Origin of the sequence: Streptomyces sp. NPDC021225 (assembly GCF_044332865.1) — a bacterium.
Taxonomy (GTDB): domain Bacteria; phylum Actinomycetota; class Actinomycetes; order Streptomycetales; family Streptomycetaceae; genus Streptomyces.
In genome coordinates this window covers 119685-142165 of record NZ_JBIRPV010000011.1, presented here as the reverse complement: position 1 = coordinate 142165, position 22481 = coordinate 119685, and the positions used below count along the sequence as shown (strand labels likewise).

23 protein-coding genes and 1 pseudogene are annotated in these 22481 nt (G+C 72.7%); 13 read left to right on the top strand and 11 right to left on the bottom strand.

From position 1 onward, the window contains the following. Nucleotides 1-17: 17 nt before the first annotated feature. Together ACH4S9_RS35910 and ACH4S9_RS35905 are read right to left on the bottom strand one after the other, a co-directional pair. Nucleotides 18-2444 (bottom strand): lamin tail domain-containing protein, encoded by a 2427-nt coding sequence (locus tag ACH4S9_RS35910; RefSeq protein ID WP_398375735.1) that lies wholly within the window; start codon nt 2442-2444, stop codon nt 18-20. Nucleotides 2445-2623: 179 nt separating this feature from the next. Continuing rightward, nucleotides 2624-3424 carry an MBL fold metallo-hydrolase gene (locus ACH4S9_RS35905; RefSeq protein ID WP_311728570.1) on the bottom strand — a complete coding sequence of 267 codons (801 nt, stop codon included), beginning with the start codon at nt 3422-3424 and terminating at the stop codon, nt 2624-2626. A 291-nt stretch (nt 3425-3715) separates the two neighbouring features. On the opposite strand from ACH4S9_RS35905, the gene ACH4S9_RS35900 reads away from it, so the two are divergent. Further along, nucleotides 3716-4789, top strand: coding sequence for a hypothetical protein (locus ACH4S9_RS35900; RefSeq protein ID WP_361191202.1), 1074 nt, complete (start codon nt 3716-3718; stop codon nt 4787-4789). 22 nt (nt 4790-4811) lie between these two features. Here ACH4S9_RS35900 and ACH4S9_RS35895 read toward each other — a convergent pair whose 3' ends face one another. Next, nucleotides 4812-5444: a response regulator gene (locus tag ACH4S9_RS35895; RefSeq protein WP_385346686.1), complete on the bottom strand. Its 633-nt coding sequence runs from the start codon at nt 5442-5444 to the stop codon at nt 4812-4814. 5 nt (nt 5445-5449) lie between these two features. Then, a complete protein-coding gene (locus ACH4S9_RS35890; RefSeq protein WP_398375734.1) occupies nt 5450-6628 on the bottom strand; it encodes a sensor histidine kinase in 1179 nt (392 codons plus the stop codon). Between the two features lie 110 nt (nt 6629-6738). Here ACH4S9_RS35890 and ACH4S9_RS35885 point away from each other — a divergent pair, with 110 nt between their 5' ends. Together ACH4S9_RS35885 and ACH4S9_RS35880 are read left to right on the top strand one after the other, a co-directional pair. Beyond that, on the top strand, nt 6739-7506 hold the full coding sequence (locus ACH4S9_RS35885) for an ABC transporter ATP-binding protein (protein WP_398375732.1): 768 nt from the start codon (nt 6739-6741) through the stop codon (nt 7504-7506). Next, the gene (locus tag ACH4S9_RS35880) at nt 7503-9998 is read left to right on the top strand and encodes an FtsX-like permease family protein (RefSeq protein ID WP_398375731.1); all 2496 of its coding nucleotides are present in this window, start codon (nt 7503-7505) and stop codon (nt 9996-9998) included. Before ACH4S9_RS35885 ends, ACH4S9_RS35880 begins: the two co-directional genes overlap by 4 nt. Nucleotides 9999-10029: 31 nt before the next feature. Here the strand turns inward: ACH4S9_RS35880 and ACH4S9_RS35875 are convergent, their stop codons facing one another. Beyond that, the gene (locus ACH4S9_RS35875) at nt 10030-10599 is read right to left on the bottom strand and encodes a WHG domain-containing protein (RefSeq protein WP_311728577.1); all 570 of its coding nucleotides are present in this window, start codon (nt 10597-10599) and stop codon (nt 10030-10032) included. 71 nt (nt 10600-10670) lie between these two features. On the opposite strand from ACH4S9_RS35875, the gene ACH4S9_RS35870 reads away from it, so the two are divergent. The 3 genes and pseudogenes from ACH4S9_RS35870 to ACH4S9_RS35860 form a co-directional block, all read left to right on the top strand. Then, the gene (locus tag ACH4S9_RS35870) at nt 10671-11162 is read left to right on the top strand and encodes an FBP domain-containing protein (RefSeq protein ID WP_398375729.1); all 492 of its coding nucleotides are present in this window, start codon (nt 10671-10673) and stop codon (nt 11160-11162) included. A 200-nt stretch (nt 11163-11362) separates the two neighbouring features. Beyond that, entirely contained in the window at nt 11363-12025 is a 663-nt protein-coding gene (locus ACH4S9_RS35865; RefSeq protein ID WP_311728580.1) for a DUF4097 family beta strand repeat-containing protein, read from the top strand. A 5-nt stretch (nt 12026-12030) separates the two neighbouring features. After that, a pseudogene (locus ACH4S9_RS35860) lies at nt 12031-12174 on the top strand (ABC transporter); the annotation flags it as partial. A 112-nt stretch (nt 12175-12286) separates the two neighbouring features. Here the strand turns inward: ACH4S9_RS35860 and ACH4S9_RS35855 are convergent. Beyond that, nucleotides 12287-13120 (bottom strand): aldo/keto reductase, encoded by an 834-nt coding sequence (locus ACH4S9_RS35855; RefSeq protein WP_398375728.1) that lies wholly within the window; start codon nt 13118-13120, stop codon nt 12287-12289. 129 nt (nt 13121-13249) lie between these two features. On the opposite strand from ACH4S9_RS35855, the gene ACH4S9_RS35850 reads away from it, so the two are divergent. From ACH4S9_RS35850 to ACH4S9_RS35825, 6 genes are all read left to right on the top strand, one after another. Further along, a complete protein-coding gene (locus ACH4S9_RS35850) occupies nt 13250-13690 on the top strand; it encodes a DUF6153 family protein (RefSeq protein ID WP_398375727.1) in 441 nt (146 codons plus the stop codon). Nucleotides 13691-13791: 101 nt separating this feature from the next. Next, nucleotides 13792-14430 carry a DUF305 domain-containing protein gene (locus tag ACH4S9_RS35845; protein ID WP_398375725.1) on the top strand — a complete coding sequence of 213 codons (639 nt, stop codon included), beginning with the start codon at nt 13792-13794 and terminating at the stop codon, nt 14428-14430. A gap of 106 nt (nt 14431-14536) precedes the next feature. Further along, nucleotides 14537-15028, top strand: a complete 492-nt coding sequence (locus tag ACH4S9_RS35840) for a hypothetical protein (protein WP_398375724.1) — start codon at nt 14537-14539, stop codon at nt 15026-15028. A 60-nt stretch (nt 15029-15088) separates the two neighbouring features. Next, nucleotides 15089-15757, top strand: a complete 669-nt coding sequence (locus tag ACH4S9_RS35835) for a DUF3105 domain-containing protein (RefSeq protein WP_385346651.1) — start codon at nt 15089-15091, stop codon at nt 15755-15757. Then, a complete protein-coding gene (locus tag ACH4S9_RS35830; RefSeq protein WP_311728588.1) occupies nt 15754-16494 on the top strand; it encodes a DUF305 domain-containing protein in 741 nt (246 codons plus the stop codon). The genes ACH4S9_RS35835 and ACH4S9_RS35830 overlap by 4 nt, the downstream gene beginning before the upstream one ends. A gap of 140 nt (nt 16495-16634) precedes the next feature. After that, on the top strand, nt 16635-17288 hold the full coding sequence (locus ACH4S9_RS35825) for a glyoxalase (RefSeq protein ID WP_398375917.1): 654 nt from the start codon (nt 16635-16637) through the stop codon (nt 17286-17288). 128 nt (nt 17289-17416) lie between these two features. Here ACH4S9_RS35825 and ACH4S9_RS35820 read toward each other — a convergent pair whose 3' ends face one another. Genes ACH4S9_RS35820 through ACH4S9_RS35800 form a run of 5 tightly spaced genes read right to left on the bottom strand, consistent with a single transcriptional unit; the run spans nt 17417 to nt 21587 of the window. Then, the gene (locus ACH4S9_RS35820) at nt 17417-18688 is read right to left on the bottom strand and encodes a cytochrome P450 (RefSeq protein WP_398375722.1); all 1272 of its coding nucleotides are present in this window, start codon (nt 18686-18688) and stop codon (nt 17417-17419) included. Then, nucleotides 18685-19320 (bottom strand): ATP/GTP-binding protein, encoded by a 636-nt coding sequence (locus tag ACH4S9_RS35815; protein WP_311728591.1) that lies wholly within the window; start codon nt 19318-19320, stop codon nt 18685-18687. Before ACH4S9_RS35815 ends, ACH4S9_RS35820 begins: the two co-directional genes overlap by 4 nt. Beyond that, complete coding sequence (locus tag ACH4S9_RS35810) at nt 19301-19660, bottom strand: DUF742 domain-containing protein (protein WP_311728592.1); 360 nt, start codon at nt 19658-19660, stop codon at nt 19301-19303. Before ACH4S9_RS35810 ends, ACH4S9_RS35815 begins: the two co-directional genes overlap by 20 nt. Continuing rightward, the gene (locus ACH4S9_RS35805; RefSeq protein ID WP_311728594.1) at nt 19657-20082 is read right to left on the bottom strand and encodes a roadblock/LC7 domain-containing protein; all 426 of its coding nucleotides are present in this window, start codon (nt 20080-20082) and stop codon (nt 19657-19659) included. Before ACH4S9_RS35805 ends, ACH4S9_RS35810 begins: the two co-directional genes overlap by 4 nt. Nucleotides 20083-20096: 14 nt before the next feature. Beyond that, nucleotides 20097-21587: an ATP-binding protein gene (locus tag ACH4S9_RS35800; protein ID WP_385346659.1), complete on the bottom strand. Its 1491-nt coding sequence runs from the start codon at nt 21585-21587 to the stop codon at nt 20097-20099. 321 nt (nt 21588-21908) lie between these two features. Here ACH4S9_RS35800 and ACH4S9_RS35795 point away from each other — a divergent pair, with 321 nt between their 5' ends. Then, nucleotides 21909-22481, top strand: coding sequence for a TetR/AcrR family transcriptional regulator (locus ACH4S9_RS35795; protein WP_398375720.1), 573 nt, complete (start codon nt 21909-21911; stop codon nt 22479-22481).

The following is a 22481-nucleotide window of genomic DNA, read 5'->3' as shown; positions in this document are numbered from 1 at the left end:
GACCCGGTCAGGGCCGGTTACTTGAAGCGGACCACCTGCGGGTCGTGGTCGCTGGTCTGGTCGGAGAACTCGGCGTTGATGTGGACGACGTCGTACTCGGGCTTCTTGATGGCGGGCGAGACCAGGATGTGGTCCAGCGTCTGCGCGTTGCCGTCGTACACGTAGCTGTACCGCTCGCCGACCGGAAGGGTGTTGATCAGGTCGGTGAGGACCCCGCCCTCGGTCAGCGTGGCCAGCGGCTTGGAGAACTGGAAGTCGTTCATGTCACCGAGGACCACGACCCGGGCCTGCCGGTCCTTGGCGAGCAGGCCGGAGACGAAGGTGTTGACCTCCTTGGCCTGGGCCGTGCGCTGGGTCTCGGAGCCGAGCGTCGGGGGCTGGAAGGCGCCGTGCCCCGGCTGGTCGCCGCCCTTGGAGTTGAAGTGGTTGCCGACCACGAAGAGCTTCTCCCCGCGGAAGGTGAACTCGCCGACGAGCGGCTTGCGGCTGCTCTTCCAGGCGTCGGAAGTGGGGTTGATCCGGCCCGGCGAGATCGACAGCCTGGCGCCCTTGTTGCCGTCCTTGACCGCCTCGACGGCCGTGGTGGCGTCGCCGCCCGGACGGTCCACGAAGCTCACGCGCTGCGGGTTGAAGAGGAAGACGTTGCGGATGTTGCCACCAGGCTCGCCGCCGTCCTGGTCGTTGACCGGGTCGACGGAGCGCCAGTCGTAGGTGGGCCCACCGGCCGCCTTGATGGCGTCGATGAACTGGGCGATGGTCTTGTCGGCCGCGACCGTGCCGTCGTCCTTGGCGCCGTTGTTGTCCTGGATCTCCTCCAGGCTCACGATGTCCGGGGTGGCCAGGTTCTTGACGACGCCCTCGGCGAGCCGGTCGAACTTGCTCTGCGGGTCCGTCGGGTCGAGGTTCTCGACGTTGTACGTGGCGACGGAGACCTCGTTGGCCTTGCCCTTCTTCGCCACCTCCGGGGTGAGGCCGCCGGAGGTGACCTTTCCGAGGGCCGTCGCCTGGACGTTGTAGCCGCCGTAGTTGGCGTAGTCCACGGGGCCCTCGGTGGTGCCGGTGAGGGTGTCGCCGACGTTGGCCTTGAGCTGGTCGCCGGTGAGCGAGGCGATCAGGAGGCGCCCGGAGTTGGGGTTGTCGTAGCCGGTGAGGACGGTGCCGCCGCGCGGGGTCGGGTTCTGCTTCGGCTTGGTGGTGATCCACGTCTCGCCGTAGGTGTTGGTGGCGCCCACCACCCGGGAGTCGCCGATCCGCACCCGCATGCCCTCGTGCGCCTCGAGCCAGTCCAGCGCGTAGGCATCGGGCTTCAGCTCCAGGGACTCGATGTTGCCGCCCTGCGCCTGCGGCGCGTAGGCCTCGGGCAGCGTGGCCGCGTCGATGACCTCCGCGTCCGGCAGCTTGTTGCCGGAGGAGAGCACGACGGCCGTGGGCGCGGACAGTTCGGTGACGGACTGCGTGCCGCTGTTCTTGCCGCCGGGGTAGTACTCGGTCACCTTGGCCGAGACCAGCACCGAGTCGCCCACCTTGACCTGCGGGGTGGCGGAGCCGGTGAAGACGAACACGCCCTCGCTGGTGGCCGCGTTCCCGTCGCCCTCGGGGTCCTGGATCCAGTAGCCCTTGGAGCCGGTGGAGCGGACGCCGGTCACCACACCGGGCACATTGGTGACGGTCTTGCCGTTCTGCGGGGAGATCCGGGTGGTGCCCTGGATGTCGTGGACGCGGAGCGGGCCGGGGTTGGTGTCGGTGGGCTCCGGGGTGGGATCGGGCGTCGGGGTGCCGCCGGTGCCCGTGGTGTTGCGGGGGCTGGGGGCGGAGCCGGTGAAGTCGGCCGCGTTGTTGTCGGTGTCGTGGAACCCGGCGTCACGCGCGACGGAGGTGGTGTTGCCCGCGCCGGTGGCGGGGGCGGACTCGCGGACCGCGGCGGTGCCGAAGCCGGCCAGGTCCTTGATGGCGCCGTCCGCCGCGCAGTCCTCGGCGGTCAGGCAGGTGAGCGCGGTGGTCGAGTGGACCAGCGCCACGGTGCCGCTGCTCGCCGACATGGCGATGGTGCCGGTGGCGTCGGGGGTCGGCAGGGCGGTGTCGCCGCCGGTGCCCTTGGCCTCCTGGACCAGGTAGGTGCCGCCCGCGGGGATGCTGCCGGTGAGCGGGGTCACCTGCCACTTGGTGGTGGAACTGGGCGAACCGCTGAGGTACTGGACGGACCAGCCGCTGAGGTCGAACGACCCGGTGCCGGAGTTGCCCAGCTCGATGAAGTCATGGGTGAGGGACGCGCCCGAGTTGCCGCCGCCTCCGTAGACCTCGGAGATGACGGCGTCCGGGGACGGCGTGGCCTGGGCGGTGAGGGGGAGGGCGATGAGTGATCCGACGAGACCGACGGGAAGCGCTACGAGGACGGCCACCTTGGCACCACGGCCACGCAGGGCCGCGGGTATGTGTTCGGGCACGATGGGACTCTTTCTTGCGCGAGGGGCGGTGCGAGGAAGAAGCGGGGGAAATGCGGGGAATATGCGACGACTTGGAATCCTGGCCAAAAATACGCGCGTAGATATGGACCGACAAGGGCCCTGAGCCTGCCGTCCGGCAAACGTTGCGTGAAAACGCCGGTCAGGAAAGCTCAGGTGGCTCAGGAAAGGTCCTGGAGCTCGATCCGCTCGCCCGGCTTCAGCAGGTGCAGCCGCCCCGTCAGACCCGCCGCCTCGAAGGCGTCGACCAGCGTGTCGGCGCCCTGGGTGAAGTGCGCCCAGTGCTCGAAGTGCAGCGGGACGACCTGGCGCGCGCCCAGGATCTCCACCGCCTGGGCCGCCTGCTCGCTGGCCAGGGTCAGAAAGCCGCCGGGGACCAGCGGGGTCGAGGCGGCGCCCGCGAACAGCAGGGCCACGTCCACCGGCCCGAGCCGCGCGGCGATCGCGCGCACCACGTCGAGCGAGGCGTTGTCGCCGCTGATGTAGACCGTCGGCAGCCCGCCTCCCGACACCACGAAGCCGGTCACCTCGCCGACCAGGTGCTCGGTGCCGTCCGGGCCGTGCTGGGCCGGGACGCCCGTGATCCGCAGCGTGCCGCCGCCCGGGCGCGACAGCTCGAAGGACTGCCAGTTCGGCAGCGCCGTCACGGTCGCGCCCAGCCGCTCCCGCGCGGACGCCGTGGACAGCACCAGGTCCGCATGGTCCAGGTAGGCGCGGCCCGCGCGGTCGAGGTTGTCCGGATGCTGGTCGTGCGAGAGCAGCACCGCGTCGACGGGGCCGAGGCCGGAGGTCGCGACGGCCGGGCCCGCGGTCTTCACCAGCTTGCGCTCGCCGATGGGGTAGTCCCCGGGCGGGTCGAAGGTGGGGTCGGTGAGCAGTCGTACGCCACCGATGTCGAGGGTGGCCGTGGGCCCTCCCAGGTAGCGCACGGCCAGGGCACCCGGGGAAATCGAATCGCTCATGGCTGTGTCTCGCTGCCTCTCGCTGTGGACGGTCGCGGGACGGCGTGATTCCGGCCCGATCCCCCCATTGGTTCCGGGCCGGAATCCGTTGTCAACCGGCACACCGGCCTCTCCACGTTCTGTCCGACGGGCCGTCACCGGCCCCTGAACAGGGTCGCCGTGCACCACCCGCCCTGCTGATCCCTCCCGGCCGACCCGCACCACAACCGGCATGATGGGCCGCTTGGCCGGTAACTTTCCGACGGGAAGGCGACGATGAGTGAAATTCCAGGAAACGGACAGTCAGCTTCCATGCGTCTCGGAGTGCTCGATATCGGTTCACAGTCGGCCCATCTCCACATCGCCGACCTCACACCGGGCGGTGCCCCCGTCCCGGTGACCTCGCTCAAACGGGCGGTGCGGCTGGCGGAGGCCACCGACCGGCAGGGCGTGATCGAGCAGGAGGCGATCAAACGGGTGGTCGCCGCCGCGACCGAGGCCGCGGCGGCCGCCGAGGCCCACGGCGTCGACACCCTGGTCCCGTTCGCCACCTCGGCGATCCGGGACGCCGCCAACCGGCCGGTCGTGGTCGCCGAGGTCGAGGACGCGACCGGCATCCGGCTGACGTTCATGACCGGCGAGGAGGAGGCGCGGCTCACCTTCCTCGCGGCGCGCGGCTGGTACGGCTGGTCGGCCGGGGAGATGCTGCTGCTCGACATCGGCGGCGGCTCCCTGGAGATCGCCTGCGGCGGCCGCGCCGAGCCCGCCGTCGCCCTGTCCGTCCCGCTGGGCGCGGGCCGGCTCACCCGCCACCATCTGCCCGAGACCGCGCCGGTGCGGAAGCGGGACGTCAAGGCGCTGCGCCAGTTCGTACGGTCCGTCATCGGCGAGACGGCCGAGGGGCTGCGCGACCGCCCCGCGCCGCGCACCCACGTCGGCGCCTCCAGGACCTTCGCCCAGCTGGCCAGGCTGACCGGCGCGCCGAAGGCCAAGGCGGGCCCGTACGCGGAGCGGGTCCTGGACCGGGACCGGCTGGCGGCCTGGGTGCCCCGGCTGGCCGCCCGGAGCGCGGCCGAGCGTTCCCGGCTGCAAGGCATCTCCGCCGCCCGCGCCCACCAGTCCCTGGCCGGTGCCGTCGTCGCGGAGGCCGCGATGGACGTCCTGGGCATCGAGCAGCTGCGGGTCTGCCCCTGGGCGCTGCGCGAAGGGGTCATGCTGGACCGGCTCCGGGCGCTGGAGACGCACCCGGCCCCGGACCCCGCCGACACCGCGCGCGAGGTCCCGGCCGTCCCCGCGAGCGCGCCCGTCGTGACGCTCCCGGCGGGTCGTGGCCGGCACGGGGCGGGGCGGCTCCACACCGTTCCCACCGTCCCCTGGACCAGCTGAACCATGCCGCGTCGGCCCCGGCTCAGCCCCGTAGGTACGCCAGGACGGCCAGCACCCGGCGGTGGTCGTCGGGGGCGGGCGGCAGATCCAGCTTGAGCAGGATGTTCGCGATGTGCTTGGCCACCGCCGCCTCGGTGACCACCAGGGCCCGAGCCACCGCGGAGTTGGAACGGCCCTCGGCCATCAGCGCCAGGACCTCGCGCTCGCGCGGCGTGAGCCGGCGCAGCGGGTCCTGCCCGCGGGCCAGCAGCTGCCGCACCACTTCGGGGTCGATCACCGTGCCGCCGTCGGCCACCCGCGCCAGCGAGTCGGTGAACTCGGCGACGTCGCCGACCCGGTCCTTGAGCAGATAGCCGGTGCCCGCGCCGCGACGGGCCGCCAGCAGCTCCTCGGCGAAGGTCTGCTCGACGTACTGGCTGACCACCAGGACCGCCAGGGACGGCCGCAGCGCCTGGAGTTCGCGCACCGCGCGCAGCCCCTCGTCGGTGAAGCCGGGCGGCATCCGCACATCGGCGATGACGACGTCCGGCTCGTGCTCCAGGGCGGCCGCGACCAGCGAGGGACCGTCCCCGACGGCCGCCGGGACGCGGTGTCCGAACCGCTCGAGCAGGCTCACCAGGCCCGCGCGCAGCAGCACGGCGTCCTCCCCGATCACCACGCTCAGTCGCCGCACGGAATCTCCACTCGCAGCCGGGTCGGCCCGCCTGCCGGGCTGGACAGCAGCATTCTGCCGTCCACCGCCGCCACCCGGTCGGCGAGCCCGGTCAGCCCGGTCCCGGCGGCCGGGTCCGCGCCCCCGCGCCCGTCGTCGGCCACCTCAAGCACCAGCACCCCGCCGCGCAGCCGCCCGCCGACCCGCAGCCGGGCCGCGCCGCTGTGCCGGGCCGCGTTGGCCAGCGCCTCGCACACCGCGAAGTAGCCCGCGGCCTCCACGGCGGGCGGCAGCCGCCGCTCCAGGTCGACATCGAGGTCCACCGGCATGGGCGAACGCGTCGTCACGTCCCGCACCGCGGCGGGCAGCCCCCGCTCGGTCAGCACCTGCGGATGCACCCCGCGGATCAGCTCGCGCAGCTCGGCGAGCGCGTCCTTGGCCATCCGGTGCGCCTCCGCCACCTCGCGCGCGGCGCGCGACCCGGCGGGCAGGTCGAGCCCTGCCAGGCCCAGCTTCATGGTCAGCGCGACCAGGCGCTGCTGGGCCCCGTCGTGCAGATCCCGCTCGATGCGGCGCCGCTCCGCCTCGTACGCGTCCACCAGGCGCGCCCGGGACCGCCGCACCTCCGTCAGCTCCGCGTCGCCCAGGGCCAGTACGGCCAGCGACACCGCCGCCCGCGCCCCCGCCCAGGCGGCGATCGGGTACGCGGCCACCGGCAGCAGCAGCGCGCCCGCGAGCGGGCCGCCGAGCCGGGCCCACGGCGGGGCCTCGGGCTGAAGCGGCGCGGCCAGCAGCGCGCCCGGAATCCCCAACGACACCAGCACCACGGCCAGATCGACCCAGCCGAGCACGAGCACGGACAGCGCGCCGTGGCCGATCTCGCGCGCGTACGGCTTGGCGTACGTCTTGCTGTGCGGCGTGGTGTGGGGGGCGACCAGGCGCAGCCGCCGCCGTTCCCACGGGCGCGTCGCTACGGTGGCGCAGCCCAGCACCAGCAGCGCGCACACCACGGCCGCCGCCGCGCCGATCCGCCCCCAGGACGCGGCCACGCCCGCCACCGCGACCCCGCACGCGACCCCCGGCACCCCGCCCGCGAGCAGATAGCCGGCGGACCGCCAGGGCCAGGAGGAGCGGAGGAAACCGACGGGTCCGCGGGTGAGCGCTTCCAGGGGGTCTCGGGGGATCACCGCTCGACCGTAGCCGCGCGGCGGGCCGCGGACAGTAGTGCCAGGTGGAGTATCGGGACTAGCCCGGCCACCCGTGTGCCGCCCCGCCCCGCGCCGGTTCACTCGGCTCCATGCCCACAACCACCACGTCCTTGGCCCACCCCGTCCCCCACCCCATAGAACTGCGCGCCGTCTCCCGGCGGTACGGGACGGGGGAGCGGGCCGTCACCGCCCTCGACGGGGTCACGCTCGGCTTCGCCGAGGGCACCATGACCGCCGTGATGGGCCCCTCCGGCTCCGGCAAGTCCACGCTGCTGCACTGCGCGGCGGGGCTCGACCGGCCGACCTCGGGGCGCGTCGTCATCGGCGGCACGGAGACCGGGGAGCTGGACGAGACCGCCCTGACCCTGCTGCGCCGGGACCGGATCGGCTTCGTCTTCCAGTCCTTCAACCTCGTCTCCGCCCTGACCGCCGAGCAGAACGTGGCCCTCCCGCTGCGCCTGGCGGGCCGCCGCCCCGACCCCGCCCAGGTGGCCGCCGCGCTCGCCGAGGTCGGCCTGGCCGACCGCGCCGGACACCGCCCGGACCGGCTCTCCGGCGGCCAGCAGCAACGCATTGCCATCGCGCGGGCGCTGATCGCCCGGCCCGCGGTGCTCTTCGCCGACGAGCCGACCGGCGCGCTGGACATCACCACCTCGCGCGCCGTGCTGGGCCTGCTGCGCGGCCTGGTCGACCGCCATCGGCAGACGCTGGTCATGGTCACCCATGACCCGGCCGCGGCGGCGTGGGCGGACCGGGTCGTCTTCCTGGCCGACGGGCGGATCGCCGACGAGATGGCGGACCGGCCCGGGGCCGAGGCGATCGCCTCGCGGATGTCGGTGCTGGAGGCGGCGGCATGACGGCGGGCAGGAGCGGGGGCGGGGGCGGGGGCGGCATGCTCGGCCTGGCCCTCGCCACCGTACGGGCACGCCGCACGGCCTTCGCGGGTTCGTTCGCCGCGCTGTGCCTGGGCGTCGCGGTCCTCACCATGAGCGCGCTGATCCTGCTGTCCGGGAACGGCGGGGTGCCCGGGCGGTACGCGGGCGCCCCCGTGCTCGTACGGAGCGCGCAGGGCGGCACCGGCCCCGACGGGGTGTTCCTGGAGCGGGCCCCCTGGTCCGCCCACCGGACGAAGGAGTTGACGCGGGCGCTGGACGCCCTGCCCGGGGTGCGGCGCGCCGTGCCCGACCGGTCCTTCTCCGCGCAGGCGGTCTCGGGCGGCGCGCCTGTGGGCCGGCAGCGGGCGGGGGACCGGCTGGGCCACGGCTGGTCCGCCGCGGCCCTCGCCCCGTACCGGCTCACCGCGGGCCGCGCCCCGCAGCGGGCCGACGAGGTGGCCCTCGACCGCGCACTCGGGGCCCGGCCGGGCGAGCGGATCACGCTGCTGACCGCGGCCGGGGCCGGGCGGTTCACCGTCTCCGGCACGGTCGACGGGCCCGGCTACTACCTGACCGACGAGCGCGCGGCCGCCCTGTCCGGCGGGGTGCGCGTCATCGGGCTGCTGACCGAGCGGGGCGCGGACCCCGGCGCGGTCGCGACGGCGGCCCGCTCGGCCGTGAACGGCGCGGGCGAGGTGCTCAGCGGCGGTGCGCGCAGCGGCCTCGCCCCCGCCCAGGACGCCAAGACGCGCTGGATCGGCGGCCAGGTGCTGACCGCCATGGGCGCGCTCTCGGCCTTCGCCACGGTCCTGGTCGTCGCCTCGACGTTCGCCCTCAGCGTCGCCGGAGGCCGCCGCGAACTCGGCCTGCTGCGCGCGGTCGGCGCCACCGGGCGCCAGCTGCGCCGCCTGCTGTACGGGCAGGCGCTCGCCGTCGGCGCGGCAGGCGCGGCGGCCGGGGCCCTGCTCGGCGCGGCGCTGGCCCCCGCGCTGGGCGGGGTGCTCACCGACGCGGGCTTCCTGCCGCCGGGCTTCGCGGTCCACCGTCAGGCGTGGGTGCTCGCCGCGACGTTCGCCGCCGGACTGGCGGTCGCGCTGGCCGCCGTGTGGTCCGCCTCCCGGCGGGCCGCGAGGGCCGGGCCGCTGGAGGCGCTGCGCGAGGCCGCCGCGGACGACCGCCCGATGACCCGCGCCCGCGCGCTGACCGGCATCGCCTTCACCGCCCTGGGCTGCGCGGCCGCCGCCGGAACGGCCTTCGCCGACCCGGCCGATATGACAACCCTCGCCCTGTGCACGGCCGTCGGGCTGGTCACCGGAGTGACCCTGCTCGTCCCGGCCGTGGTCCCCCCGCTCGTACGCGCCGTCTCCCGGCCGCTGGGCCGCCGCGGCGGTGCGCTCGGCATGCTGGTGCGCGAGGGAATGCTGACGGCGGTGCGGCGTACGGCGTCGACGACCGCCCCGGTCCTGGCGACCGTCGGCTTCGTCGTCCTGATCACCGGCAACACCCAGACCTCCGTGCACTCCTACGCCACCCGCGACACCGTGTCGGTACGGGCCGAGGCCGCGGTCGTCGCCCGCGACGGCACCCCGGGCCTGTCCGACGCCGCCGCCGGATCCGTCCCGGGGACGGGGCTGCTGGCCACCACCGTCTACGGGGGCGCGGCCAAGACCCCCGTGCGGGCCGCGGGCGTCGACCCCGCCGCCTTCGCCGACGTCCACCACCGGCTGCGGACCGTCTCCGGATCGCTCGCGCGGCTGCGCGGCCCCGGGACAGTGGCCGTGACCGAGTCGGCGCTGGCCACGCTGGGCGGGCACGGCACCACGAGGGTGACCTTCGAGGACGGCCGCACGGAGAGGCTGCGGATCGTGGCGGTCCTCTCCGACCGTACGGCCCCCGCCCCGTACGCCTTGCTGCTCCCCCGGGAGGTGGTCCGCGCCCACGACCCGAACGCGCTCACCGACGTCGTCTACCGCACCGGCGGCCCGGCCCCCTCACCCGCCGCGCTCCGGCGGCTCGGGGCGGAGGAGGTGAGCGTGGCCGCCTACGCGGGCCGCGCGGACGCCGAGGAGGACCGGCTGGTCGAGATCTTCACGCTGCTGCTGGTCGCCATGTCGGCGGGATGCACGGGTGTCGCGGTCGCCAACACCCTCCTGATGTCCACCGCCGACCGGCTGCCCGACCTGCGCCTGCTGCGCCTGGTCGGCGCGACGCCCCGTCAGGTGCTGTGGACCGTCGCGGCCGAGACCGCCTTCGTGGTCGCCCTCGGCTCCGTCCTCGGCGCCCTGACCGCGCTCCCTTCCCTGCTCGGCCTCCGCGCCGGCCTCAGCGGCACCCTCGGCGTCCCGGTCCGGCTGGTCGTGCCCGTAACGCCCGTCGCGGCGGCGGTCGCGGGCTGCCTGGTGCCGGCGCTCGCGGCGAGCGTGCTGCCCGCGCGGGCGGCGCTCGCCAAGGCGGCGCGCGTCGGGGCCGGTTGAGCCGGGTCGGGCGGCGCGGGGATCGGGGCCGTCAGGGCGTGGGCCAGTTCCGCAGCAGGGCGTCGAGCGCGTCCAGGATCCGCGCCCAGGTCTCCTCCGTATCGGGCGCGCTGTGGCTGAACCCGCCCCCCAGCTCCAGGCTGACGTAGCCGTGGAAGACGCTGCCGAGCAGCCGGACCGCGTGCGTCTGGTCCGGCTCCGGCAGGTCGTAGCCGCGCAGGATCGCCCGCGTCATCTGCGCGTGCCTGACGCCCGCGCTGGCGGCCGCCGTCTCCGGGTCGAGCCTGAGCTGGGCCGCGGCGTAGCGGCCGGGGTGCTCCCGGGCGTAGCCGCGGTAGACGTTGGCGAAGGCGGCCAGGGCGTCCTTGCCGGCCCGTCCGGCCAGGGCGTCGGCGGCCCGGTCGGCGAGCTCCTCCAGGGCGAGCAGGGCGATCCTGGTCTTGAGGTCCTGGGAGTTCTTCAGGTGCGAGTAGAGACTCGCGACCTTGACGTCGAACCGCCTGGCCAGCTCCGAGACGGTCACCTGCTCGAAGCCGACCTCGTCGGCCAGCTCCGCCCCCGCCCGGGTCAGGCGCTCCGTGGTCAGCCCTGCGTGTGGCATGCCCTTCCTCTCCCTCGACAGTACTTATTATGCGTTTGCCTAAAAGGTTTAGGCAAATTAGCCTCAGATTTATGAAGCCACTGACCGAGCAAGAGATCCGAACCGCCTTCGTGAACTGCACCAAGGGCGAGGCCAAGCGCCTCTCCGTCCCCCGCGACCTGGCCGAGCGACCCTGGGACGACCTGGACTTCCTCGGCTGGCGAGACCCCCAGGCCCCCGAGCGCGCCTACCTCGTCACCGCACTGGACGGCCGCCCGAAAGGCCTCCGACTGCGCTGCCCCAGCCCGGCCTCCTGGCAGATCCGGCGCGGCATGTGCTCGGTATGCCTGACCTCCCACACGGGCGGCGTCTCCCTGATGGTCGCGCCCAAGGCCCGGCAGGCCGGGCAGCAGGGCAACTCGGTCGGCACCTACATCTGTAGCGACCTCGCCTGCTCGCTTTACGTGCGGGGCAAGAAGAGCGCGGGCGCCGACGGCCGGATCCAGGAGTCGCTGACCCTGGAGGAGAAGATCGCGCGGACCGTGGCGAACGTCGCGGCGTTCTTCGACAAGGTGACCGCGTGAGCCCGCCCCCGACATAGCGTTCACTTTCATTCATTGCAACGATCCGGAGGGGGATTGTTGCGTTAGATTCTGGACCGTTGCAACGATTCCTGCTCTTCTACCTGCACAGATGGAGATTACGCGCAACGATTCCGTTGCTGGATCCCTGAACGCAACGTAGTGTTTCGGTCATCGGAAACAACGAGCCGAAGGAACGCACGATGCAGAAGTTCGACACCCCCGCCCCGGTCACCGTCGACCTGGACATCCCCGCCGGACGCGTCCAGTTCATCGCCGCCGACCGCGCCGACACCACTGTCGAGATCCGGCCCGCCAACCCTGCCAAGAGCCGCGACGTCCAGACCGCCGAGCAGACCACCGTCGCCTACGCCGACGGCATCCTGCGGGTCCGCACCTCCGAGCCCAAGAACCAGCTCCTCGGTTCCGGATCCCTGGAGGTCACCGTCCAGCTGCCCGTCGGCTCCCGCGTCGAGGCCAAGGCGTCCGGCTCCGAGCTCCGCGTCGTGGGCCGCCTCGGCGACGTCGCCTTCGAAGGCGCATACCGCCGGATCAAGATCGACGAGGCCGCGAGCGTCCGCCTCACCGCGCTCGACGGTGACGTCGAGGTCGGCCGGCTGAGCGGCCCCGCGGAGATCAGCACCGCCAGGGGCGACATCCGGATCACCGAGGCCGTACGCGGCGCCCTCACACTCCGTACCCAGTCCGGTGACATCACGGTCGGCGCCGCCGCCGGCGTCTCGGCCGCCCTGGACGCCGGCACCGACTACGGCCGCATCAGCAACGCCCTCAAGAACGACGGCACCCCCGAACTCGACATCCGCGCCGCCACCTCCTACGGCGACATCACCGCCCGCAGCCTCTGACCCGAGCCTGCAAGACCACCGCCGTGAAGATCCTTTCCACGCTCATCACCGCCGACGGCGGGCAGGCCCACATCGGCGGCCACGACCTCACCGCCGACCCGCAGGCCGTGCGTGCCGCGATCGGTGTCACCGGGCAGTTCTCCGCCATGTCCATGGAGACGGAGACGGCGGTGCCGATGGTGGTGCTGCCGATGGTCATCAGCAGCGGCGTACACCGACACCACGTCGATGTACGCCGCCCCTCTCGTAAGAGGCCTACGGCTACTCGGCCAGCCGGTCGAGGCGGGCGCGGTGAGCCGGGGTCAGGGCGAGGCGGGCCGCGGCGAGGTTCTCCTCCAGATGCTCGATCCGGGCGGTGCCGGGGATCGGGAGGACGACGGGCGAGTGGCCGAGCAGCCACGCGAGCGAGACCTGCGTGGGGGTGACGCCCAGCTCGGCCGCGACGGCGGCGATCTCCGCCCTCGCCCCCGACGCCCCCGCCGCGACGGGCCGCCAGGGCAGAAACGCGATCCCCGCCGCCGCACAGGCCTCGAGCACCGGCTCGTGTTCGCGGTCGAGCAGGTTGTAGCGGTTCTGCACGCTGACGACGTCGACGATCTCCCGCGCCCGGCCGAGTTCGGCGACGGTGACCTCGGACAGCCCGAGCCGGCCGACCTTGCCCTCGGACTGGAGCTCCCGCAACGTGCCGAGCTGGTCGGCGAGCGGCGTCTCCGGGTCGATGCGGTGCAGCTGGAGCAGCTCGATCCGCTCGACCCGCAGCCGGCGGAGGGCATGGTCGACCTGGTCGCGCAGGACGGCCGGACGTGCGTCCAGCCTCCACTCGCCGCCGGGACCCGTTCGCGCGACGCCGACCTTGGTGGTGACGAGCAGCCCGGCGGGGTAGGGGTGCAGGGCCTCGGCGAGGAGTTCTTCGTTGGCGCCCCCGCCGTACAGATGGGCAGTGTCGATCAGCGTGACGCCGAGCTCGACGGCTCGTCGGGCGACCGCGAGAGCGGCTTCGCGGTCGGCGGCGGGCTCGTTCGGCAGGTGCATGGCCCCGAACCCGAGCCGCCCTACCTCCAGGTCCCCGCCGATACGAAACGTGTCCGATGCCATCCGCCGCCTTCGCCCCCATCCCTCAACGGCCCACGCTAACAGCCTCATTGGCCGTGTTGGCCGTTTCTCGTCGGAGTGGATCAGGCAGCCCCCACCGCGGCCGGCCGAGCGCTCTCGTAAGCTGAGCCCGTGCCGAGCACCGCCGAGTACCGTCCGTCCCCGCCCGCGTGGCGGTGGCGCGCGCTGCTCGTGCTGGGGGTGCTGGCAGGGCTGCTGGGCATGCACGCCCTCGGACCCTCCGGCGGGCTGATGCCGCGTACGCATGAGCGCCCCGCCGCCACGATGACGGCCACCTCGACGACGGCCATGACCGCCATGACGACCGTCGCGACCAGCGCCACGGCCCACAGCGGCTGCGACGGCGCGTGCGGCGGCTCGCACCTCCACCACGCCGATCCGACCTGTGCCTCACCCGCGGTCGGCGGCGGACCCACGCTGTCCGCTCCCCCGGCGGCCCCCGTCGCCGTCTGCGGCCACGACCTCACGGCGGCCCGGCGCGGCACGGCCCCCTCCCCGGCCGACGGGCGCGCGCCGCCCAGCCTGGCCGAGCTCCAGCTCCTGCGGATATAGGACCCGCCCTCGCGGCGCCGCCCACCCCCACTCGGGGCGGGCCGGGCGCCTCACCCCGGCATGTCCCGAAGACCACCGAAAAATTCCTCAGGAGTTCCCCCATGCGTTCCCTCACCCGCCGTACCGCCCTCGCCGCGGCCGCCGCCGCGGCCGCGCTGTCCCTGACCCTGACCGCCTGTGGCAGCGACGGCGGCGGCAAGGACCACTCCGGCTCCGGCCACGACTCGACCAAGACCACCGCGAGCGCGAGCGCGTCCGCCCCGTCCGGCAAGCACAACGACGCCGATGTGAGCTTCGCGCAGGGGATGATCCCCCACCACCGCCAGGCCGTGGAGATGGCAGACCTGGCCGCCACCCGGGCCTCCTCCGGCGCGGTCAAGGAGCTCGCCGCCGAGGTCAAGAAGGCGCAGGACCCGGAGATCCGCACCATGTCCGGTTGGCTCGAGGCGTGGGGCGAGAAGGTCCCCGAGGCGATGCCCGGCATGGATCACTCCCAGCACGAGGGCATGCCCGGCATGATGAGCTCCAAGGACATGGAGGAGCTCAAGAAGGCCTCCGGCGCGGCCTTCGACACCGCGTTCCTGACCATGATGGTCGAACACCACAAGGGCGCGGTGGACATGGCCCGCACCGAGAAGAAGCAGGGCGCGTACGGACCCGCCAAGACGATGGCCGACGCCATCATCAAGACCCAGAACGAGGAGATCACGCAGATGAACAAGCTCCTCGGCAAGGGCTGACCCGCGGGCTGACCCACAGCCGACGGGCGATGGGCGAAGGCACCGGCACCCCGCCGGGCCTTTGCCCATTCAGCCGCGGCAGGCCCAGTGGTTACGATCTGGCGCGATGAGTAGACAGCGCGACGCGGTCCGAATACCGGGCGGCACGGTGCGAGCCACCGTGCCCTCGGTCCTTCGGCGTGCCGTCCTGCTGTGCACCATCGCGTTCTGGCTGGCACCCTCGTTCCTCCACCCGGCCGCGGAACACACGTCCGCCGTGCGGCACGCCTCCGTCTCGGCACACCCCCCGTCCGGCCCCGAGTCCCGCCCCGAGTCCCGCCCCGCGACGGCCCCCGTGGCCGCGCCCGGCCGCGCGTGCCCGGACCCCGCCTCCCTCGGACCCCCGACCGGGGCGCACAGCGCGGGCGGCGCCGGCGACAACTGCGTCGCCGGCCCCCGGGGGGTGAGCCAGGGCCTGGTGCCCGCGCCCGTCCCCCCGCCCGCGCTCGCCGACTTCCCGCCGCGCGAGCGCCCGCACGACACGGATGCCACCCGGGCCCCGCCCGACCGCGCCATCCGCGCCCCCGGCCTCCACCAGCTCCAAGTGCTTCGCACCTAGGCCGCCGGTATCCACATCCGCACATCACTCATTCCTCCAGTGCAAGGACAAGGACAAGCCATGGCTTCCAAGGGATCGAAGACGAAGAACGCGGCGGCCGCGCGCCGCGAGAAGATCGAGGAGTTGCGCCGCGCCGAGAAGGCGCGCGACCGCCGCTACCGCATCATCACGATCGTCTCGTGCACGGTGATCGTCGTCGGGCTGGTCGTCGGCGGCTACTTCATGATCGACGCCAGCAAGGAGAAGGAAGAGAAGGCCCAGGCGGTGACGATGTCGACCGTCAAGACCGGGACCTTCAAGGGCATGAAGACCTGGAAGAACCTCGGCCGTACGCACGTCGAGGGCTCCGTCAAGTACGCGATGTCGCCGCCGGCCGGCGGAAACCACAACCAGGTCTGGCAGAACTGCAACGGCGACGTCTACGAGAAGCCGATAGCCAACGAGAACGCGGTGCACGCCCTGGAGCACGGCTCCGTGTGGGTCACCTACACCGACAAGGCGCCCGCCAAGGACGTCACCGAACTCGAGAAGCGCGTGAAGCAGACCCCGTACTCGCTGATGAGCCCCTACCAGGACCAGGACGCCCCGATCATCCTCACCGCCTGGGGCACCCAGCTCCACGTCGACTCGGCGACCGACCCGCGCGTGGAGAAGTTCTTCAAGGACTACGTGCAGGGCAAGCAGACCCCCGAGCCGGGCGCCGCCTGCACCGGAGGTAAGTCGGAATGACGGACACCGCCCAGGTGACGACCACCGGCCGCGCGGGACGGCAGCCGCTGATCGCGGGCGTCTCCGCCGCGCTCGCGCTGCTGGTGCTGGTGGCGGTGGGCGTCCTGTGGCTCACCGCGGACCGCTCGGACGGCACGACCGGACCGTCGAAGCCGGGCGACACCTCTGCGGAGGCGGGGTTCGCCCGGGACATGTCCATCCACCACCAGCAGGCGGTGGAGATGTCGTTCATCGTGCGCGACAGCACCGACGACGAGGATGTGCGCCGCCTCGCGTACGACATCATCAACACCCAGGCCAACCAGCGCGGGATGATGCTGGGCTGGCTGGATCTGTGGGGGCTCTCCAAGACCTCCGAAGACCCCCCGATGACCTGGATGAAGGACCTCTCGTCGGACGGGTCCACGGACCATGACTCGATGGGCTCCATGGACCACGGCTCGATGGGCAAGGACGGCGCCTACAAGCCGCACGACGGGTCCCTCATGCCCGGCATGGCCACCAACACCCAGCTGGACGAGTTGAGGAAGGCCAAGGGGAAGACCGCCGAGGTGATGTATCTGCGGTTGATGATCGCCCATCACAAGGGCGGGATCGACATGGCCGAGGGAGCGGTCAAGCTGGCGAAGGACCCGACGGTCAAGCGCCTGGCGCAGGGCATGGTCGACGGCCAGCAGTCGGAGATCCTGCTGATGAACGACATGCTGAAGAAGCGCGGCGCCAAACCCGTGTCGTAGCCCACTTCTCGGGCGCCCCGCGCGCGTCACCTCTTGAGGCGCTCCTCCCCCCGGGAGGGGCGCCTTGCGCTTGCCCGCGAGGGGGGGACAAGACCGGTCAGGAATCGAGAAGCCCCGTCGCCGGGCAGCCCCGTAGCGTGATGGTCATGACGAACACCACTTCCACCGCATCCATCGCATCCGTCACATCCATCGCATCCGTCACCCTTGAGGTGGCCGACCCCGAGGCCGCCCGCCGCTTCTACACCGCCTTCGGAGTGGACACGCGCATACGTCTGCGGGCGTCCGAGGCCCACTCCACCGGATTCCGCGGCTTCACCCTGGCTCTCACGGTGTCCGGGCCGGCCACCGTCGACGGCTTCGTCGACGCGGCCGTGGACGCCGGCGCCACCGTGCTGAAGCCCGCCGCGAAGTCGCTGTGGGGCTACGGCGGCGTCGTCCAGGCCCCGGACGGGACGATCTGGAAGATCGCGACCTCGGCGAAGAAGGACACCGGCCCGGCCACCCGCGAGATCGACGAGATGGTCCTCCTGCTCGGCGTCGAGGACGTGAAGGGCAGCAAGCAGTTCTACGTCGGCCGGGGCCTGACCGTGGCCAAGAGCTTCGGTGGCAAGTACGCCGAGTTCGCCTCCGACGAGTCCAGCCCCGTCAAGCTGGCGCTGTACAAGCGCCGCGGCCTGGCCAAGGACCTCGGTGTGCCCGCCGAGGGCACCGGCTCGCACCGCGTCGTCCTCGGCTGCGCCGCCGGCCCCTTCACCGACCCGGACGGATTCGCCTGGGAGGCCGCCTCCTGACTCCCGGCCCCGCGCTCCCGCCCCGACCCGCCTCAGGCCGGCCAGGGCCGGCCGCCTCGCCCGGCCCGCGGGCCAGGCGAGGGGCGGCGGTACGGAAGCGGGCCGCGCGGGCCCGACTCGTCAGCGGGTCAGTGGGAGGTGGCGCTGAACTCGACCGGCATGGCGGACACGCCGCGCATCATCAGCCCGGAGCGCCACTCCAGTTCCTCGGGGGCGATACTCAGGGACACATCCGGGAGCCGGTCGATCAGGACCTCGATCGCGGCCATGGCGATGGCCTCGGCCAGCTCACGGGCGACCGGGGGGCAGCCGTGGGTGCCGTGGCTGAAGGCCATGTGGGCCTGGTTGCCGGCCGCGCCCGCCCGGAAGTCGGGGCGTACGTCGGGGTCGGCGTTGGCCGCGGCGAGGCCCAGCATCAGGCAGTCGCCCTTCCTGATGCGGCGGTTGCCGAGCATGGTGTCCTCGGCGGCCCAGCGGCCGATCCAGTTGGGGACCGGGGTGGCCTCCCAGAGCACCTCGTTGAGCGCCTGGCCGACGCTGCGCCGCCCGCCGGACATGGTGACCGCGAACCGCTCGTCGGTGAGCATCAGCCGCAGCGCGTTGCCGATCAGGTCGGTGGTGGGCTGGTGGGCGGCGTAGACGTTGCCCAGCAGGTCGTTGATGATCTCGTCGTCGGTGAGCCCCGCCGGGTGGAACGCCAGGACGGTGGAGATGTTCTTGCGGTCCGGGTTGGCGCGGGCCTGCGCCAGCAGGCCCACCATCTGGTCGACCATCTTCTGGTGCGCGGCCGGTCCGCCGACCCCGCTGACCAGGTCGACCGTGATCTGCTGGAGTTCCTCGGACTCGGCCCCGTCCAGGCCGTACATGCGGCTCAGCACGCGCAGCGGGATCCGGCAGGCGTAGTCGGCGATCAGGTCGGCGCTGCCGCTGCCCGCGAAGTCGTCGATCAGATCGTCCGCGACGCGCTCGCACAGCGCGCGCAGCTCGAACGGGTCCACGACCTCCATGCTGTCGATGATCGCCTCGGCCCGCCGCTCGTGCTCGGCGCCCTCGGTGAACAGCATGGTGGGCCGGTAGCCGACGAACGTCATCAGCTCCCAGTCGTCCGGGACCTTGTCCCAGGAGTGCCAGCGGCGCGAGTCGCGGGCGAAGGTTTTGGGGTCGGTGGTGACCCGCACCATCTCCCGGTAGCCGAGCACCAGCCAGACGGGGATCTGCCGCTCGAGCAGGACGGGTACGACGGGGCCGTGGTCCCGGCGGAGCCGCCGGTAGAGATCGTCCTGGCTGTGCCGGAAGGCGTCGGCGTCCAGCACCACGGCGTCCGGCTGCTCCGGCCAGCCCTGCGGCGGCCCGGCGGCGAAGGGGTCCTCGGGTACGGGCGTGGGGTCCGGGGTGGTCACGCGGTGCTCTCCCGGGGAACTGAGGTGGTGGACAGGGAGTAGAGATGGCGCACCAGGGCGATCAGCACGGCCTTGCTCGACTCGCGCTCCCGGGCGTCGCAGTCGACCATCGGGATGTCGGGCGACAGGTCGAGGGCCGCCCGCACCTCTTCCAGGGTGTGCTTCGGCTCGCCGAAGTTGTTGCGCGCCACGATGAACGGCGTGCCGTGGTGTTCCAGCCGGTCGATGGCGTACCAGGAGTCGGACACCCGGTTGGTGTCCACCAGCACGACCGCGCCCAGGGTGCCCATGAACAGCCGGTCCCACAGGAACCAGAACCGCTCCTGGCCGGGGGCGCCGAACAGATAGAGCACCATCTGCTCGTCCAGGCTGATGCGGCCGAAGTCGAAGGCGACGGTCGTGGTGGTCTTCTCCCGCACCTGCGAGGCGTCGTCGATCCCCACGCCCGCCTGGGTCATGGTCTCCTCGGTGCTCAGCGGGCGGATCTCGCTGACCGAACGGACCATGGTCGTCTTGCCGACTCCGAAGCCCCCGACGACCACGATCTTGAGACCGTCGCTCGCGCTCTGGCTCAGCTGTGCGTCCTGGCCCGGCTGCGCGCCCTCGGGGCGGTCAGAGGTTCTGGAGTGCAACGAGCACCTTCTTCAGCATCTCGGGTTCGGGCAGCCGCGTGTCGGCGCGGACCACCTGAGGATGGCGAGCGGTGATCTTTCCCATGTCGAGCAGATCGCAGAGCAGGATCTTCACGACGCTGACCGGCAGCCCCAGATAGGAGGAGATCTCCACGACCGCCAGCGGACGGTGGCACATCCGGAGGATCCTGGCGTGCTCCGACTGCATGCCGGGGCTGGGCTCGCTCTCGCTGACGATGAGCGTGACCATGTCGAACACGCTCTCGTCCACGCGGCTGCGGCCGCCGGTGACGATGTACAGCCGGTCCGGATCCTCGCTGTCGACGGCCCCTCGGATCATGCGGTGGCCCCTCCGCTGCCGCTCGCGGCCACGCGGGGCGCGGCGCGCAGATGGTCGCCGATCTGCTCGACCAGCTCGTTCATGTTGTGGCCGATGACGCCGACGTCGGCCTCGTCCTCCGCGATGACCGCGAGGTGGGCGCCCTCGCCGGCCTCCACGATGAACAGGATTCCGCCGTGGAACTCCGTCATCGACTGCCGGACGCCACCGCTGCCGTCACCGAACTCGATGGAGGCGCCGTGGGACAGGCTCTGGATACCCGAGGCGATGGCCGCCAGTTGGTCGGCCTGGTCGAGGGACAGGCCGGAGGTGAGACACAGCTTGAGACCGTCTCTGGAGAGCACCAGCGCGTGCCGGGCGCCGGGGGTCTTCTTCAGCAGGTTCTCCAGCAACCAGTCCAAGCTGCGATCTGTGGTGTTCATCGGGGTTCCTTCTGTCACGGCTGGTCGTTCTCGGGAGACGTTTCGGGGAGGGGGCAGGCGTCGGAGGCGGGGGTGGCGGTGGAGCCGCCCCGGGTGGCCTGGCGGAAGGCGCCGAAGCGGGTGGCGTCGGGGCGCGGCCGGTCGCAGGGCTCCTTGGGCGCCTCGGTGGGGGTGGGCCGGGCGGCGGCGGCCAGCGTCTCGCCGCGGCGGCGCTTGGGCAGCGCGCCGTTCACCTCACCGGTCGCCTCGCCTTCCGTGCCGCCGTTCGCGCCGCGCGGGGCGGCGGCCGGGGCGGTCTTACGGGCCGGGGCGGCGGTCCGGGTGGAGCGGGGGGAGGAGATGGTGCCGGAGGGGCTCGCGGACCGGGTGGCGGTCTGGGCGGCGGCCGGGCGGGCTCCCGCGGTGCGGCCCGTCACGGAGTCCTGGCTCGCGTGGGTGATCAGCTGCTGCGGGATCAGGACGACCACGCCGGTGCCGCCGCGCGAGGAGGGCCGGAAGGAGACCGTCAGGTTGTGCTTACGGGCCAACTGCCCGACGACCGCGAGCCCGAGCCGGGTGCCGGAGAGCGTGGTCAGGTCCAGGGTCTCGGAGGAGACGGCCTTCTCGGCGCGGGCCAGCGCGGCCGGTCCCATGACCAGACCGCCGTCCTCGATCGTCACCACGACGCCGGTGTGCGTCTCCTGGACGTACACATGCACCTCCTCGGTGGGAGGCGAGAACGTGGCGGCGTTGTCCATGAGTTCGGCGAGGGCGTGCATGACGCCCTCGGCCGCGTACCCGGCGACCGCGGCGGTGCTGGCCGAGTGGATCCGGACCCGCTGGTAGGCGCTGATCCGGCCGACCGCGCCGCGCAGCACGCTCTCCATGACGATCGGCTTGGTCCAGCGGCGCCCGGAGCGGGCCCCGGTGAGGACCGCGATGCTGTCCGCGATGCGCCCGGCCTGCGCCGTGGTGTGATCGAGCTTCAGCAGGTCGCCGAGGACGGCCTCGTCGTGCCGGTTCTCCATCTCGCGGAGGTCGGCGAGCATGCTGGTGGCCAGCGCCTGCACCCGGCCGGCGGCGTTGGCGCAGGCGGCCATGGCCGAGGCGCGCATGCGCTCTCCGGTGGCCACCTCCCGCACCAGCGTGTTCAGGACCCGGCCGTGCGCCTGGTTGGCGGGCGAGCCCAGCGAGGCGATCACGGTGTCCATCGTGTCCCCTTCGCGCAGCCGGTTCACCGCCTGGGGAATCGTTTCGTCGGCGAGCCTGGTGGTCTCGGCCTCCATCACCGCCGTACGCCGCGCGGCCTCGGCCTCCACGGCCGCCACGCGTTCCCGGAGTCGCCGTACGTCCTGGGCGCGGGCGGCGGCGAGCGCGCCGGCCACGCAGGACACGATGACGACCACCGCGGAGAACAGTCCGACGGACGCCCGGCTCTCGGTCGGCACTTCGGCCGTCACCCAAGCCCCGATGCCTCCGAGAACGACGGCCGCCAGCAGCGGTACGGTCAGGGCCTGCCGCGTCATGGGGAGCCCTTTGACGGGTTGGCTGGATATATGTGCTGACATCTCTCAGGTCCTCAGGGGCGTGATCGAGGGACGAGGTCGGTTTCAAGCCATGGGCGGCACATCGTAGTACCGCACACACGCTTTTGACCGGCCCGTTCGCCAATCGGGACCTTGACATCCCGTCAGCACCGAGAAGTAAACCCCGGTTGGCCCCCGCATGGCGACCCCTGAACCGTCGCCGAACGCCGCAAACCAGAATGAGCCGTTCCGGGTCCGCACGTCCACCCCACGGCGTGTTCCTGCCGACGCTAGTGCACCTAGCATTGCTAGAATCAGGGCATGTCATCCACCGAGCGTCGCGAACGCGAACGAGCACTCCGCCATCAACTGATCATCACCTCCGCCCGCGAGCTGGCCGAGGCCGAGGGCTGGGACGCGGTCACCACGCGCCGGCTGGCCGAGCGCGTCGAGTACAGCCAGCCCGTCCTCTACAGCCATTTCAAGGGCAAGGACGCCATCGTCCGCGCGGTGGCCCTCGAGGGCTTCGACGACCTCGCCGCCCAGCTGCGGCGGGCGCGGCTGGGCGAGATCTCCCCGAAGGAGGCGCTGCGCGCGGTGGGCCGGGCCTACCTCGACTTCGCCGCCAACCGGCCCGCGCTGTACGAGGCCATGTTCATCATGCCGACCGACCTGCCCTTCGCCAGCAGCGAGACGCCCTCCGCGCTGCGCGCCGCCTTCGCCGAGATCGTCGCCGTGGTCGGGCCGCGCGAGGGCGAGGGGCTGTACGCCGAGGTGTTCTGGGGCTCGCTGCACGGCATCGCCGTCCTGGTGCACGGGGCGCGGATGCCGGCCGAGTACCAGGGGGTACGACTTGACCTCCTGGTGGAGAAGTTCGCCCCGGAGACGGGCTGA

Coding starts and splice junctions, on each gene's coding strand:
- ACH4S9_RS35905 (WP_311728570.1), bottom strand. CDS start 3,424: ATGAGCGATTCGATTTCCCCGGGTGCCCTGGCCGTGCGCTACCTGGGA.
- ACH4S9_RS35900 (WP_361191202.1), top strand. CDS start 3,716: ATGCGTCTCGGAGTGCTCGATATCGGTTCACAGTCGGCCCATCTCCAC.
- ACH4S9_RS35885 (WP_398375732.1), top strand. CDS start 6,739: ATGCCCACAACCACCACGTCCTTGGCCCACCCCGTCCCCCACCCCATA.
- ACH4S9_RS35880 (WP_398375731.1), top strand. CDS start 7,503: ATGACGGCGGGCAGGAGCGGGGGCGGGGGCGGGGGCGGCATGCTCGGC.
- ACH4S9_RS35875 (WP_311728577.1), bottom strand. CDS start 10,599: ATGCCACACGCAGGGCTGACCACGGAGCGCCTGACCCGGGCGGGGGCG.
- ACH4S9_RS35870 (WP_398375729.1), top strand. CDS start 10,671: ATGAAGCCACTGACCGAGCAAGAGATCCGAACCGCCTTCGTGAACTGC.
- ACH4S9_RS35865 (WP_311728580.1), top strand. CDS start 11,363: ATGCAGAAGTTCGACACCCCCGCCCCGGTCACCGTCGACCTGGACATC.
- ACH4S9_RS35855 (WP_398375728.1), bottom strand. CDS start 13,120: ATGGCATCGGACACGTTTCGTATCGGCGGGGACCTGGAGGTAGGGCGG.
- ACH4S9_RS35845 (WP_398375725.1), top strand. CDS start 13,792: ATGCGTTCCCTCACCCGCCGTACCGCCCTCGCCGCGGCCGCCGCCGCG.
- ACH4S9_RS35840 (WP_398375724.1), top strand. CDS start 14,537: ATGAGTAGACAGCGCGACGCGGTCCGAATACCGGGCGGCACGGTGCGA.
- ACH4S9_RS35835 (WP_385346651.1), top strand. CDS start 15,089: ATGGCTTCCAAGGGATCGAAGACGAAGAACGCGGCGGCCGCGCGCCGC.
- ACH4S9_RS35830 (WP_311728588.1), top strand. CDS start 15,754: ATGACGGACACCGCCCAGGTGACGACCACCGGCCGCGCGGGACGGCAG.
- ACH4S9_RS35825 (WP_398375917.1), top strand. CDS start 16,635: ATGGTCATGACGAACACCACTTCCACCGCATCCATCGCATCCGTCACA.
- ACH4S9_RS35810 (WP_311728592.1), bottom strand. CDS start 19,660: ATGATCCGAGGGGCCGTCGACAGCGAGGATCCGGACCGGCTGTACATC.
- ACH4S9_RS35805 (WP_311728594.1), bottom strand. CDS start 20,082: ATGAACACCACAGATCGCAGCTTGGACTGGTTGCTGGAGAACCTGCTG.
- ACH4S9_RS35800 (WP_385346659.1), bottom strand. CDS start 21,587: ATGACGCGGCAGGCCCTGACCGTACCGCTGCTGGCGGCCGTCGTTCTC.
- ACH4S9_RS35795 (WP_398375720.1), top strand. CDS start 21,909: ATGTCATCCACCGAGCGTCGCGAACGCGAACGAGCACTCCGCCATCAA.